This is a genomic window from Pseudomonas sp. Root401 (assembly GCF_001425105.1).
Classification (GTDB): Bacteria; Pseudomonadota; Gammaproteobacteria; order Pseudomonadales; family Pseudomonadaceae; genus Aquipseudomonas; species Aquipseudomonas brassicacearum.
Genome location: NZ_LMDO01000001.1, coordinates 180,095 through 193,592 on the forward strand (window position 1 = coordinate 180,095; position 13,498 = coordinate 193,592).

The following is a 13,498-nucleotide window of genomic DNA, read 5'->3' on the forward strand; positions in this document are numbered from 1 at the left end:
TCAAGGTTCCGCTTCATGGCCGTTTCATGATCGTGGGTCGAACGCGTCTCGCAACGCTTCGCCGATAAACACCAGTAGAGAAAGAATCAGCGCCAGGGTGAAAAACGCCGTCAGCCCCAGCCATGGCGCTTGCAGGTTCTGCTTGCCCTGGGCGATCAATTCGCCCAGCGAGGCGCTGCCGGCCGGCATGCCGAAACCGAGGAAGTCCAGGGCGGTGAGGGTGGAGATCGCCCCGGTGAGGATGAAGGGCAGGTAGCTCAGGGTGGCGTTCATCGCGTTGGGCAGGATATGTCGCACGATCACCTTGCGGTCCGACAAACCCAGGGCTCGGGCGGCTTTCACGTATTCCAGGTTGCGCCCGCGCAGGAACTCGGCGCGGACCACGTCCACCAGGGCCAGCCAGGAAAACAGCGCCATGATCCCCAGCAGCCACCAGAAGTTCGGCTCCACGAAGCCGGACAGGATGATCAGCAAGTAGAGCACCGGCAACCCGGACCAGACTTCCAGCAAGCGTTGCCCGAGCAAATCCACCCAGCCACCGTAATAGCCCTGCAATGCCCCGGCGGCGATGCCGATCAGCGCGCTGATGGCGGTCAGGGCCAGGGCGAACAGGATCGACACTCGCGCGCCGAAGATCACCCGGGCCAGCACGTCCCGGGACTGGTCATCGGTGCCCAGCCAGTTCACGGTCGAGGGTGGGCTCGGGGCCGGTTGGTTGAGATCATAGTTGGGTGTGTCGTCGCTGAACGGGATCGGTGGAAACCACAGCCAGCCGCCGTCCTTGTGGATCAGATTCTGCACGTAGCTGCTGCGGTAGTCGGCCTGGAACGGCAGTTGGCCGCCGAACTCCTGCTCGGTATGGCGCTTGAACACCGGGAAATACAGCGAGCCCTGGTAACTGACCACCAGCGGCTTGTCATTGGCGATCAACTCGCCGCCCAGGCTCAGGATGAACAGGCCGATGAACAGCCACAGCGACCACCAGCCGCGACGGTTTTTCTTGAAGCGTTCGAAGCGCCGGCGGCCCAAGGGGGAAAACTTGAACATCAGGCGTTCCTCGCGGCGAAGTCGATGCGCGGGTCCACCAGGGTGTAGCAGAGGTCGCCGATGAGTTTGATCAGCAGACCGAACAACGTGAAGATGAACAGCGAGCCGAACACCACCGGATAATCCCGGGACACCGCGGCCTCGTAGCTCATGCGTCCCAGGCCGTCGAGGGAAAAAATCACCTCGATCAGCAAGGAGCCGGCGAAGAACACGCTGATGAACGCCTGGGGAATACCCGATACCACCAGCAGCATCGCGTTGCGGAACACGTGGCCGTACAGCACCCGGCGTTCGCTCATGCCCTTGGCCCGCGCGGTGACCACGTACTGGCGGGTGATTTCATTGAGGAACGAGTTCTTGGTCAGGATCGTCAGGGTGGCGAAGCCGCCGATCACCAGTGACGTGACCGGCAGCACCAGGTGCCAGAAGTAATCGGCGATCTTGCCCAGCGTCGACAGTGACTCGAAGTTGTCCGATACCAGCCCGCGCACCGGAAACCAGTTCAGCGAGGTGCCGCCGGCGAACACCACGATCAGGAACATCGCGAAGAGGAACGCCGGCATCGCATAGCCAATGATGATCGCCGTGCTGCTCCACACATCGAACGCGGAACCGTGACGCACGGCCTTGCGAATGCCCAGGGGAATCGACACCAGGTAGGTGAGCAGCGTGGCCCAGAGCCCGAGGGAAATGGTCACCGGCATCTTTTCCAGGATCAGGTCGGTGACCGTCGCGCCGCGGAAGAAACTCTTGCCGAAGTCCAGGCGAGCGTAGCTGCTGAGCATCAGCCACAGGCGTTCGTGGGCCGGTTTATCGAAGCCGTATTGTTTCTCGATGTCCTTGATCAGTTGCGGATCCAGGCCGCGACTGGCGCGGGAGCTGCCGGTCATGGCATTGCCCGAACCGCCGACACTGGTGCCGCCAATGCCTTGCAGGTGGGCGATGGCCTGTTCCACCGGCCCGCCGGGCGCGGCCTGCACGATGACGAAGTTCACCAGCAGGATGATCACCAGGGTCGGAATGATCAGCAGCAGGCGCCGCGCAATATAAGCCCACATCAATGCCGCCCTCCGGGTGTGCCACGCCTGATGAGTTCGGCGCGCATCTGCTCGTTGGTCAACGGTGTGCTGCTCACTTCCCACCAGCTTTCGATGGCTTCGTCATTGCTGGCCTGTACTTTCGGGATACCGAAGCGGTTCCACCACACGGTCGAGCTGCCCGGCGGGTAATAGTTGGGAATCCAGTAGTAATTCCATTGCAGCACCCGGTCCAGGGCGTGGGCATGGCGCAGCATGTCGGCTTGGGTGGTGGCCTTGACCAGCCCGTCGATCAGCGTGTCCACCGCCGGGTTCTTCAAGGCCATGTAGTTGTTGGCCCCCGGATCGTTGGCGGCCGCCGAGCCGAAGTAATTGTAGAGTTCCATGCCCGGCGATGTGCTGACGGGGTAGCCGGTGATGATCATGTCGTAGTCGCGGCTCATCAGGCGATTGACGTACTGGGACGCGTCGATGCGGCGGATGCTCATGTCGATGCCGATTTGCGCCAAGGTTCGTTTATAGGGCAGCAGCAGGCGGTCGATACCGTTCTGGCTGTTCAGGAACGTGAAGCTCAGCGGCTCGCCCTCGGCATTCACCAGGCGGTCGCCGTCGGGTTTCCAGCCGGCCTGTTCCAGCAGCGCCAGGGCTTGCAGTTGTTTGTCGCGGATCACGCCGCTGCCGTCGGTTTTCGGGGCCTGGAAGACTTGGGTGAAGACTTCGTCGGGAATCTGCCCGCGCAAAGGCTCGAGGATCGCCCGTTCGCCGGCATCGGGCAGTTCCCGGGCGGCAAGGTCGGTGTTGGAAAAGTAACTCTGCTGACGCACATAGACGTTGCGCATCATCTGGCGATTGCTCCATTCGAAGTCCCAGAGCATGGCCAGGGCCTGGCGCACGCGGCGGTCCTGGAACTGCGGTTTTTGCAGGTTGAAGACAAAACCCTGGGCGGACTGGGGGGCCTCGGTGGCCAGGTGGGCCTTTTGCAGGCGACCGTCGTGCAGGGCCGGGCTGTCATAGCCGATGGCATAGCCGGTGGCGGAGAATTCGCGGTTGTAGTCATAGGCACCGCCGCGCAGCACCTGGCGGGCGACGTCGGTGTCGCCAAAATACTCGATGCTGAAATGGTCGAAATTGTAGAGCCCACGACTGACCGGCAGGTCCTTGCCCCACCAATCGGCATTGCGCTTGAAGGTAATGCTGCGCCCCGAATCGACCTTGCTCACCCGGTAGGGGCCACTGCCCAGTGGCGCCTCGTAGCCGCCGCCGTTGGCGAAATCGCGGGTCTTCCACCAATGTTCGGGGAAGACCGGCAAGGTGGCGATGTCCAGGGGCAGGGTGCGGCTTTCGTTGTTCTTGAAGTTGAAGCGCACGGTACGCTTGTCCTCGACCACGACGTCCTTGACCGCCGCGAACTGGGTGCGATAGCGCAGGCTGCCTTGGGTCATCAATAGCTCGAAGCTGTAGCGCACGTCCTCGGCGGTAATGGGCTTGCCATCGGCGAAGCGTGCCTTGGGGTTCAAGTAGAAGCGCAGCGACAGGCCATCCTCGGCGCGTTCCATCTTCTGCGCCACCAGGCCGTAGACGGTATAGGGCTCATCCAGCGAGCGCTGGGCCAGTGGCGAATACAGCAGGCCATCGATCTGGCTGACGCCGATGCCTTTGTCGATATACGGCAGCACATGGTCGAAATGGCCGATCTCGATGGCCGAGCGGCGCATGGTCCCGCCTTTGGGGGCCTGGGGATTGGTGTAGGCGAAGTGGCCGAAGCCTTCGGCATATTTGGCCGGTTCGCCATAGACGGTCAGGGCATGTTGCGGTGCTGCATCGACGCCGACGGCGCCTGTCAGCAGGACCACGGCAGTCAATAGCAGGGAAGGGAACGCCAGTCGCATTGTCAGCCTTAAAGCCGGGTGATCGATGACACGATTTGTACGCGAGCGGCGCGTGGATCGCCAGTCCTTATGGCGAAGGGATTTATCTGTGGGAGCAAGGCCTGTGGGAGCAAGGCTTGCCCGCGATGGCCGCGCCGCGGTTCAACAGCTAAACCGCGTTATCGTTCATCGCGGGCAAGCCTTGCTCCCACAAGGAGCCATCAGTCCTGACGGCTGGTCACTTCCAGCAGGTGGTAACCGAACTGAGTCTTGACCGGACCCTGGACCACATTGATTGGTGCGCTGAACACCACGGTGTCGAATTCCTTGACCATCTGGCCCGGGCCGAACGAACCCAGGTCGCCACCCTGACGGCTGGATGGGCAGGAGGAGTTGGCCTTGGCAACTTCGGCAAAATCGGCGCCGGCTTCGATCTGGGCCTTGAGTTCGTTGCACTTGTCTTCGGTGGAAACCAGGATGTGGCGGGCAGTGGCTTTGGCCATGGGGGAAATTCCTTTCGCTGTATTTAAAGGTGTTGAGCCTACCGGATTCATTGACGGGTTGTTGTCAAAATTGCGTCAAAACCTTGGGGCCGGCGATCAAAGGCCGGCTTTGCGCAGGCGCTCGGCGTGGCGCAGGTAAAGTTCTGTGGGGTCTGTACCCTTGCGTAATGTGCCGACTCCTGGATTGATGGCCTCCATGTGGTCCATTGGATAGTCGGAGCGAATGACCTTGCCCAGGTGCGAACTGAAGCGCCCGACCAGGCCGTCGTTCTGCTCGGCTTCGGTGATGAAGTAGTCGGAAAAGGCGCGGCAGAAACCTTGCAAAGGCTCCGATGCTTCCCCCGTAGCCTCGGGCAACGTACCGCTCCATGAGTAGTAGCGCACGCCATTGACCCGGTCCGGGCCGTTCCCACCCCAGTGCTTCGGCAGGCCCTGGGGGTATTTGTCGTTGAAGGCGCCCACGCCTTCAGTGGTCAACGTCGCCAGCGCGGCGACGGCGGTGGGCGATAGCTGCGCCTGTCCGTCAAGCAGCGAGATGAAATCGGCGAACAGTGTGGCGACGTCTCTTGCCACATGCCCTGGCAACCGTCCGGGGGTAAGGGCCTTGCGCAGGAAGTCGGCCAGTTCGGAACCATGGTTGGGGCCGCTGACCGACGTGACCGAGGCAACTTTGTCGGGTGCCAGCGCGGCAGCATATCGGGCGGCCAGTGCACCCTGGCTGTGGCCGATCAGGTTGACCCGCGCCGCACCGGTGCCGGCCAGGACCCGATCGATTTGCGCCAGTAGTTGTTCGCCTCTGGCCTCGTTGCAATGGGTGGCCGACAGGTACGGGATGAACACCCGGGCACCGCCTGCGCGCAGGGCTTGTTTGATGCCATGGAAAAGTTCGAAACCGCCGATCCTGTCGAACCCGAACAACCCATGGACCAACAGGATGGGAAATTGAGTGGTTGCATTCCGTTGCATGTTCGTACCTTTTTCGAAGAGGTTCACGGTGAATTTGCGACCTCACTCTAATCCAGACCCGTAATGGACGGTGTAGGAAAAAACCGCGCTGAACCGGGGAAACCGGAATAGAAAAAGTGGGAAGAATGGGTAATCACCCGGCGATGGCTAAATGTGTAGGAGGTCTCCTATAACCCGAGTCGTTTGCAGCTACAGCTTTGAACGCCAGGGACCACCGGCGTTGTCGTCTTGTCTGGCTGTGGGTTTGGCGCGAGCGGGTTTTAATGCCCCATCGAGCGCCGTTATGCAAACGGTGCCTTCATCCAAGGACTGGAACCTGCACATGATCACTTACCCCTCTCTTCAACGATCCCGTTCAACCTCAGGAACAAGGCTGCCGCCACCGGTCCTGGCAGCGGCCCGGGACGGGGTGATCGACCCCGCTTGGCGCAAGGCCGTCGTTACCGTCAAGCCTTATCCGATGATGGCGTGCGGGGATGAGGTGCTGTTGCGTTGGCATGGGCTCAACAACGAGGGTGAGCCTTACCGACATGAAGTGGCCGGGTTCGTCACGGAGCGGCAAGTAGGACGAGACGTCGTGTTCGTCGTGCGCGAACCGCATATTGCCGAGTTGGACGGTGGCTCGCTGGAGCTCTCCTACCAGGTGACGGGCAAACAGTTGCCGGCCACCCTGGTTTCGCAACACCTGCAACTGGATATCGGCGATGTATCACCGCAACTGCTGCCTGCCATTGCCAACGATGCGGTCGGCGGCAGCCTTGATCCGAGTCGGGTGCCTGACGGAACGTGGGTGACCGTTCGGCCCTACGCCAGGATGGCGGTTGGCGATCGGTTGATCCTGACGGCCAGCAAGGATTCCAACGCGCTTTGGCGCGATGTGCTGGAGATAGAAGCCCATGCGGTTGGTCGTGAGGTGTCGCTCTGGATCGATCATTCGCTGATCGCTCCCCATGTAGGACACAACCTGGCCTTGGCCTATGTCGTCAGGCGTGGACATTCGGTGCGCCGCGCCGAGCCCTTGTCGTTGCGCATCGGTCCGCTGCAGCGTCCTGCGTTGAAGGCGCCCAGGATTCGGGAGATGAACGACGGGTGGCTGAATGTCGACGATTTGCAAGAGGGGGTGACGATTGTCATCGATGATCCCGGGCTTGAGGCGGGCGAACTGGTCTGGTTGCAGTGCAACGGGAACTCGTCTTATGTCCGTGAACGCGAAATCACCGAGGCCACGGCAGGCCAACCGCTCGCTTTTGTGATTCCTGCGGCGTATTGGCAGGATCAAGGCGACAGGTCGGTGGGCGTGTTCTATCAGGTCGAGCGCCTGGATGACGTCAGCCAGCGTTCCGAGTGGGTGACGGTCCAGGTTCGTTCCAGTACGCCTGGCTGAGCGAGGCGCTCCCAGAGGACGTAATGCTGTTCACTTGGGAGGGGCGATAGATCTGTGGCGAGGGAGCTTGCTCCCGCTGGGCTGTGTAGGAGCTGTCGAGCGAAGCGAGGCTGCGATCTTTTGATCTTTCGCTCCAGACTCAATTGGCAATGGAAAGATCGCAGCCTCGTTTCACTCGACAGCTCCTACAGCGCAGTCCAACGGGAGCAAGTGCTCACCACAATGATCCTGACAAGCCACAGTATTTACCCCAGAAGAGGGCGCGCTCGGAGCTCAGGTTGGCAATTGCAGCTTGCGATGGGCTTCGCGCAACAACTGTTCGGTGGACTCCCAGCCCAGGCAGCCGTCGGTGACCGATACGCCGTAGCGCATCGATGGCCCCAACGGCTGGCAGCCTTCGAACAGATGGCTTTCGAGCATCATGCCGATCAGGGAACGATTTCCTTGCAGCCGTTGTTCCAGCACGTCATTGAACACCTGCGGTTGGCGCAGCGGGTCTTTGCCGCTGTTCGCGTGGCTGCAGTCCACCATGATCCGGGCCGGTATCTTGAGGCGGGTCAGGTCGTGGTGTATCTGCGTGACGCTCTGCTGGTCGTAGTTCGGCCCGCGATGACCGCCGCGCAGCACCAGGTGGGTGTCGGGGTTGCCTGGCGTCTGGATGATCGCCGGATGCCCCTGGCTGTCCACGCCGAAATGCCGATGGGGATGGGCGGCAGAGCGCATGGCGTCGCAGGCAATGCCGACCCCGCCGTCGGTGCCGTTCTTGAACCCCACGGGCATGCCCAGGCCGCTGGCCATTTCCCGATGGATCTGCGATTCGGTGGTGCGTGCACCGATGGCCACCCAACTGAGCAGGTCATCGAAGTAGCTGGCGGCCATGGGTTGCAACAGTTCGGTGGCGACGGGCAAGCCCAGTTGCAATATTTCGCGCATCAGTTCCCGGGACAAGGTCAGGCCGGCGGCCATGTCGTCGCTGCCATCCAGGCCAGGATCGTAGGCCAGGCCTTTCCAGCCTACGGTCGTGCGGGGCTTTTCCACGTAGGCGCGCATGACCAGCAGCATGCTGTCGCGCACTTCATGGGCCACGCGAGCCAGGTTGGCGGCGTATTCGAGGGCGGATTTCGGGTCGTGGATCGAGCAGGGACCGACGATGACCAACAGGCGGGAGTCCTCACCGTCGAGGATCGCGCGGATGGCCTGGCGATGGGCGCTCACTTGGTGGCTCAACGCGGTGCTGAGCGGCAATTGGTGCTTGAGTTGCAACGAGCTCGGCAGACGCAGGGTCAGGGCTTCGTTGGCAGGGTTGAGCGTGGACAGCGGCAAAGCGGAGACGGACGAATTCATGATCTGGCTTCCTGGACGGGCAGCGGGTTCATTCCCGCGCGCCGGTCCTAGTGGGGTGTTCGACAATTGGCCGGATTGGCCCGCAATTGAGGCTTGCCACCGGTTGGTGACCGATCGGAGGCGGCAGGCTGTCCCGAGCGGTGGCTGGTAAATCGCCAGGCGGAAAAACTGTCGTGACGGTAATAAGTGGCGTAGTTCATGGCTCAATCCTCAAGTTGTCTGGTGCTGCAAATGTGTGGGGCCTGAAAAAACAAAACCCCCGGTCGGGAGGCCGACCGGGGGTTTGGAAAACTCTGGAAGGCGACCCGTTTAAAGTGGGCGCCGGTTGGGTATCAGGCGCGCCAGTGGCTAAACCAATACCCAAAATAAAAGCTGACCGGAGTTTGAACACTGTTCACCCAGGCAGCCGCAACCGAGCGCGGGGCGCTGGCGGTTTGAAGCGGTGAGAGGGCGTTGAACATGGTCTGTCTCCGATGGATGGCCCTGAGCTTACTTGAGGACGGTGCGCCGGTTCAATCAGAAAATTCTATCGAGGGCATGCAATTGTTCGCCCTGGCTTGAGTCCGCTGGGCTTTGTGACAAACTTCAGGTTTGCAGCGCCTCCCAGGATGACCCATGACCGCTCCAGCCTTCGCCGCCGCCCAGTCGATCTCCATCGCGGGGGACGTTCGTGCCAACCTCGTGCGTCATCAGCTTTTCATGCAGGCGGCCGCTGAACAGGGCGTGCAGTTGCTAGTGTTTCCTGAGCTGTCGCTCACCGGCTACGAACGTGGCTTGGCGGCGGACCTGGCCATCCTGCTGGAGGATGGCGTATTGCAACCGCTGCGCGACTTGGCCCGCGAGCTCGGCCTGACAGCGGTGGTGGGCATGCCGATTCGCCTGTCGGCGGACGCCCCGGTGTTGATCGGTGCGTTGGTCCTCGGCGCTGACGGTTCCCTCGGGGTGTACAGCAAGCAGCATCTGCACCCTGGGGAAGAAGTCGCCTTCGCCCCGGGGCATGGCGGCTCGATACTGGCGATGGGGCAGGATTGCATCGCCCTGGCGGTATGCGCCGATTTTTCCCACGCCAGCCATGCTGCCGCGGCAGCCGGGCAGGGCGCTACGCTATATGCGGCGGGGGTGTTGATCACCGAGGGTGGCTACGTGCCCGATACGACATTGCTGCAAGGATATGCCCGGCAGCATGCCATGACCGTGCTGATGGCCAATCATGGCGGCGCCACCGGAGGCTGGGAATCGGCCGGCCGCAGTGCTATCTGGGGCCCGGACGGTTCGCTGCTTGCGGCAGCGCCGGGCACGGGCGAGCTGTTGGTGATTGCCCGCCGCGATGCCAACGGCTGGGCCGGGCAAGTCGTGCCGGTGGAAGTGCTTGGATGAGGTGTTCATGAGCTTCGAGTGGCGTGCCGCAACGGCCGGGGACATCGACTTCGCCCGACAGCTGACCTGCGACAACATGCTTGCCTATTACCTCAAGCATGATTTGCTCTGGCAGGACGAAGCGTTCGACTTGGCCTGGATCATTCGCCAGAACTGGATAATCAGTCGTGAAGGCCTGGTGTTGGGTTTTGTCAGCCTCAGCCGCGACGCCCGGGCGTTGTACATCCGGGAACTGCAGGTAGATAAAGCGTTTCGTGGGCAGGGCGCCGGTACCTGGGCGATCGGACAGGTTTGGGACCTGGTGGGGCTGGAGCGCCGACCGGCGCTGCGCCTGACGGTGTTCAAGGATAATCCTGCCAGGGCGTTGTACGAACGCATGGGCCTGTGCGTTGTGGGCGAGGACGAGTGTTTCCTGAGGATGCAGCGAAACGCCGGTGCTTGAAGCCTCGGACGTTGTGCCAATAAAGATGTGTTGTAACTTTTATCTGTCCCTTTGCGCTAGGTCTGCCGGATGCTTTTTGCTAAGGTGTTGTGCAACCCAAATAAGACCAAATCGTGAGGTGTCTGCTTGATTAGGGTGTTAGTGGTCGATGACCATGATCTCGTCCGTACGGGCATTACACGAATGCTGGCTGACATCGATGGCCTGCAGGTAGTTGGCCAGGCTGAATCCGGGGAAGAATCCCTGATCAAGGCGCGTGAATTGAAACCTGACGTGGTGTTGATGGACGTCAAGATGCCTGGCATCGGCGGCCTTGAGGCCACGCGCAAACTGCTGCGCAGTCACCCGGACATCAAGGTGGTCGCGGTGACCGTGTGCGAAGAGGATCCGTTTCCCACCCGGCTGTTGCAGGCGGGCGCGGCGGGCTACCTCACCAAGGGTGCTGGCTTGAACGAGATGGTCCAAGCCATTCGTCTGGTTTTTGCCGGGCAACGCTACATCAGCCCGCAGATCGCCCAGCAATTGGCGATCAAGTCGTTCCAGCCAACCAACGATTCTCCCTTCGATGCGCTGTCGGAGCGGGAAATCCAGATTGCCCTGATGATTGTCGGTTGCCAGAAGGTGCAGATCATCTCCGACAAGCTGTGCCTGTCGCCAAAGACCGTCAACACCTACCGCTACCGTATCTTCGAGAAGCTTTCGATCAGCAGTGACGTCGAATTGACACTGTTGGCGGTGCGCCACGGCATGGTCGATGCCAGCGCCTGAAAATGACTGATTTGTTTGATCCAAGCGCGTTCCTGTCCACTTGCAGCGGTCGCCCCGGCGTGTACCGCATGTTCGACGGCGACGCACGCCTGCTTTATGTCGGCAAGGCCAAGAACCTCAAGAAACGCCTGGCCAGTTACTTTCGCAAGACCGGCCTCGCCCCGAAGACTGCCGCCCTGGTGGGGCGCATCGCGCAAATCGAAACGACGATCACCGCCAATGAAACCGAGGCGCTGCTGCTTGAGCAGACGCTGATCAAGGAATGGCGCCCGCCGTACAACATCCTGCTGCGCGACGACAAATCCTACCCCTACGTGTTTCTGTCCGACGGGGCCTTTCCGCGCCTGAGCATTCATCGGGGCGCCAAAAAGGCCAAGGGTCGGTATTTCGGTCCTTATCCCAGCGCCGGGGCGATTCGTGAGAGCCTCAGCCTGCTGCAGAAGACCTTTTTCGTTCGCCAGTGTGAAGATAGCTACTACAAGAACCGTACCCGGCCCTGCCTGCAATACCAGATCAAGCGCTGCAAGGCGCCTTGCGTGGGGTTTGTCGAGCCGCAGGTCTACGCAGAGGACGTGCGTCACTCGGTGATGTTCCTGGAGGGCCGCAGCAATGCGCTGACCGATGAACTGTCGGCAGCCATGGAAGACGCGGCGGTCAACCTTGAGTTCGAACGGGCCGCCGAGCTGCGTGACCAGATTGGCCTGCTGCGCCGCGTTCAGGACCAGCAGAGCATGGAAGGTGGCAGCGGTGACGTCGATGTGATCGCCGCGTTCATCAACCCGGGCGGCGCTTGCGTGCATTTGATCAGCGTACGTGGCGGTCGCGTGCTGGGCAGCAAGAACTTCTTTCCCCAAGTGGGTATCGAGGAGGACGTGGCCGAGGTCATGGCGGCGTTTCTGGGCCAGTACTACATCAGCAGCCCGGAACGCGACTTGCCTGCCGAGTTGATCGTCAACGTGGTCCACGAGGATTTCCCGGCCCTGATCGAAGCCATCGACAAGCTTCGCGGTCGTGAACTGACCATCAGCCACCGCGTTCGCGGCACCCGTGCCCGTTGGCAGCAACTGGCCGTGACCAACGCCGAACAGGCCCTGGGCGCGCGCCTGGCCAACCGTCAGCACGTGGCGGCGCGATTCGATGCCCTGGCCGATGTCCTCAACCTGGATGAGCCGCCGCAGCGTCTGGAATGCTACGACATCAGCCATTCCAGTGGCGAGGCAACCGTGGCGTCCTGCGTGGTGTTCGGTCCGGAAGGCCCGATCAAGTCCGATTATCGCCGGTACAACATAGAAGGCGTCACCCCCGGCGATGACTATGCTGCCATGCATCAGGCATTGATGCGCCGGTTCGGCAAGCTCAAGGACGGGGAGGGCAAGTTGCCGGACATCCTCCTGGTGGACGGTGGCAAGGGCCAGTTGTCCATGGCCCGCGATGTGCTCAATGAACTGATGGTGCCCGACCTGATCCTGCTGGGCGTGGCCAAGGGCGCGACGCGCAAGGCCGGTTTCGAGACCTTGTACCTGAACGACGCCGCCCATGAGTTCACCCTCAAGGGCGATTCGCCGGCGCTGCACCTGATCCAGCAGATCCGCGACGAAGCCCACCGTTTCGCCATCACCGGACACCGTGCCCGCCGTGGCAAGACGCGCCGGACGTCTACACTGGAAGGTGTGGCAGGCGTCGGTCCGACGCGCCGCCGCGACTTGTTGAAACATTTTGGTGGATTGCAGGAACTGTCTCGTGCCAGCATCGAGGAGATAGCCAAAGCACCCGGTATCAGTAAAAAGCTCGCTGAGTCGATTTATGCAAACCTGCACAGCGAGTAGAATGCCCGTCAACCTCGCAGCCAGTTGTGCCGATGAATATCCCAAATCTGATTACCGTCCTACGCGTTCTGCTCATTCCGATCTTCATTTTGCTGTTCTATTTGCCGTACCACTGGAGCTACGTGGCCTCCGCCTCGGTCTTCGCCTTCGCCGCCGCGACGGACTGGCTGGATGGTTACCTGGCCAGACGCTTGGAGCAGAGCACGCCGTTCGGCGCCTTTCTCGACCCGGTGGCCGACAAGCTGATGGTCGCAGTGGCCTTGGTGCTGCTGGTACAGGAACACGGCAACCTCTGGCTGACCTTGCCGGCGGCGGTGATTATCGGCCGCGAAATCGTCGTCTCGGCGCTGCGTGAGTGGATGGCCGAGCTGGGCGCCCGCGCCCAGGTCGCCGTGTCGAACCTGGGCAAATGGAAAACCGCCGCGCAGATGCTCGCCCTGGTGATCCTGCTGGCCAACCCTTCGGACTTCAGCTTCTGGGTGCTGTTGGGCTATGCGCTGTTGCTGGTTTCCGCTGGGCTGACGCTGTGGTCGATGGTCCAATACTTGCGCGCCGCCTGGCCGCATCTGCGGACGGATGTAGAGCCGAAATAAAACTTTTTTGAATCAAGGGGTTGACGGCGTAATCTGAATCTATAGAATGCGCCACACCAAGACGCGGGAATAGCTCAGTTGGTAGAGCACGACCTTGCCAAGGTCGGGGTCGCGAGTTCGAGTCTCGTTTCCCGCTCCAATTATTTTGCTATAGACTTCCACCGAAGTATGTAGAGATCAAAAAGAAGAGGCTTAGGTCTCTTTTTTGGTTCCAGTAAAGTCTATTTTGTTACATTGGCATCCGCGATTTTTTAGTACATTTTTTAGTACATCAATTCGACGCTTGGTAAATCAGTTTTTAGAGCTGCTTGGCACTCTGAAAGCGGTACAACACTCCTTCATT

13 protein-coding genes and 1 tRNA gene are annotated in these 13,498 nt (G+C 61.1%); 7 read left to right on the plus strand and 7 right to left on the minus strand.

The features are described from left to right. Nucleotides 1-24: 24 nt before the first annotated feature. The 5 genes from ASC85_RS00800 to ASC85_RS00820 all read right to left on the minus strand — a co-directional run bounded on the left by ASC85_RS00800 (nt 25) and on the right by ASC85_RS00820 (nt 5,421). On the minus strand, nt 25-1,047 hold the full coding sequence (locus ASC85_RS00800; RefSeq protein ID WP_018608049.1) for an ABC transporter permease: 1,023 nt from the start codon (nt 1,045-1,047) through the stop codon (nt 25-27). Further along, nucleotides 1,047-2,105 carry a microcin C ABC transporter permease YejB gene (locus tag ASC85_RS00805; RefSeq protein WP_057447859.1) on the minus strand — a complete coding sequence of 353 codons (1,059 nt, stop codon included), beginning with the start codon at nt 2,103-2,105 and terminating at the stop codon, nt 1,047-1,049. The genes ASC85_RS00800 and ASC85_RS00805 overlap by 1 nt, the downstream gene beginning before the upstream one ends. Further along, nucleotides 2,105-3,973 (minus strand): extracellular solute-binding protein, encoded by a 1,869-nt coding sequence (locus ASC85_RS00810; protein WP_057447860.1) that lies wholly within the window; start codon nt 3,971-3,973, stop codon nt 2,105-2,107. Before ASC85_RS00810 ends, ASC85_RS00805 begins: the two co-directional genes overlap by 1 nt. A 200-nt stretch (nt 3,974-4,173) precedes the next feature. After that, nucleotides 4,174-4,455: a peptidylprolyl isomerase gene (locus tag ASC85_RS00815; RefSeq protein WP_003200262.1), complete on the minus strand. Its 282-nt coding sequence runs from the start codon at nt 4,453-4,455 to the stop codon at nt 4,174-4,176. Between the two features lie 96 nt (nt 4,456-4,551). Beyond that, nucleotides 4,552-5,421 carry an esterase/lipase family protein gene (locus ASC85_RS00820; protein ID WP_057447861.1) on the minus strand — a complete coding sequence of 290 codons (870 nt, stop codon included), beginning with the start codon at nt 5,419-5,421 and terminating at the stop codon, nt 4,552-4,554. A 283-nt stretch (nt 5,422-5,704) separates the two neighbouring features. Here ASC85_RS00820 and ASC85_RS00825 point away from each other — a divergent pair, with 283 nt between their 5' ends. Continuing rightward, nucleotides 5,705-6,805 carry a hypothetical protein gene (locus tag ASC85_RS00825; protein ID WP_236712299.1) on the plus strand — a complete coding sequence of 367 codons (1,101 nt, stop codon included), beginning with the start codon at nt 5,705-5,707 and terminating at the stop codon, nt 6,803-6,805. 273 nt (nt 6,806-7,078) lie between these two features. On the opposite strand, the gene ASC85_RS00830 is transcribed toward ASC85_RS00825, so the two are convergent. Both ASC85_RS00830 and ASC85_RS33425 read right to left on the minus strand, forming a co-directional pair. Then, a complete protein-coding gene (locus ASC85_RS00830; protein ID WP_057447863.1) occupies nt 7,079-8,149 on the minus strand; it encodes a 3-deoxy-7-phosphoheptulonate synthase in 1,071 nt (356 codons plus the stop codon). A gap of 332 nt (nt 8,150-8,481) precedes the next feature. After that, nucleotides 8,482-8,610, minus strand: a complete 129-nt coding sequence (locus ASC85_RS33425; RefSeq protein ID WP_269085234.1) for a hypothetical protein — start codon at nt 8,608-8,610, stop codon at nt 8,482-8,484. A gap of 154 nt (nt 8,611-8,764) precedes the next feature. On the opposite strand from ASC85_RS33425, the gene ASC85_RS00835 reads away from it, so the two are divergent. From ASC85_RS00835 to ASC85_RS00860, 6 genes are all read left to right on the plus strand, one after another. Next, entirely contained in the window at nt 8,765-9,526 is a 762-nt protein-coding gene (locus tag ASC85_RS00835) for a carbon-nitrogen hydrolase family protein (RefSeq protein WP_057447864.1), read from the plus strand. A 7-nt stretch (nt 9,527-9,533) separates the two neighbouring features. Next, nucleotides 9,534-9,968 (plus strand): GNAT family N-acetyltransferase, encoded by a 435-nt coding sequence (locus tag ASC85_RS00840; RefSeq protein WP_057447865.1) that lies wholly within the window; start codon nt 9,534-9,536, stop codon nt 9,966-9,968. A 126-nt stretch (nt 9,969-10,094) separates the two neighbouring features. Then, nucleotides 10,095-10,736, plus strand: coding sequence for a response regulator transcription factor GacA (gacA, locus tag ASC85_RS00845; protein WP_003200277.1), 642 nt, complete (start codon nt 10,095-10,097; stop codon nt 10,734-10,736). 2 nt (nt 10,737-10,738) lie between these two features. Then, a complete protein-coding gene (uvrC, locus tag ASC85_RS00850; RefSeq protein WP_018608068.1) occupies nt 10,739-12,562 on the plus strand; it encodes an excinuclease ABC subunit UvrC in 1,824 nt (607 codons plus the stop codon). Nucleotides 12,563-12,594: 32 nt separating this feature from the next. Further along, nucleotides 12,595-13,155: a CDP-diacylglycerol--glycerol-3-phosphate 3-phosphatidyltransferase gene (gene pgsA, locus ASC85_RS00855; protein WP_018608070.1), complete on the plus strand. Its 561-nt coding sequence runs from the start codon at nt 12,595-12,597 to the stop codon at nt 13,153-13,155. A gap of 63 nt (nt 13,156-13,218) precedes the next feature. Continuing rightward, nucleotides 13,219-13,294: transfer RNA gene (locus tag ASC85_RS00860), tRNA-Gly, on the plus strand. Nucleotides 13,295-13,498 lie beyond the last annotated feature (204 nt).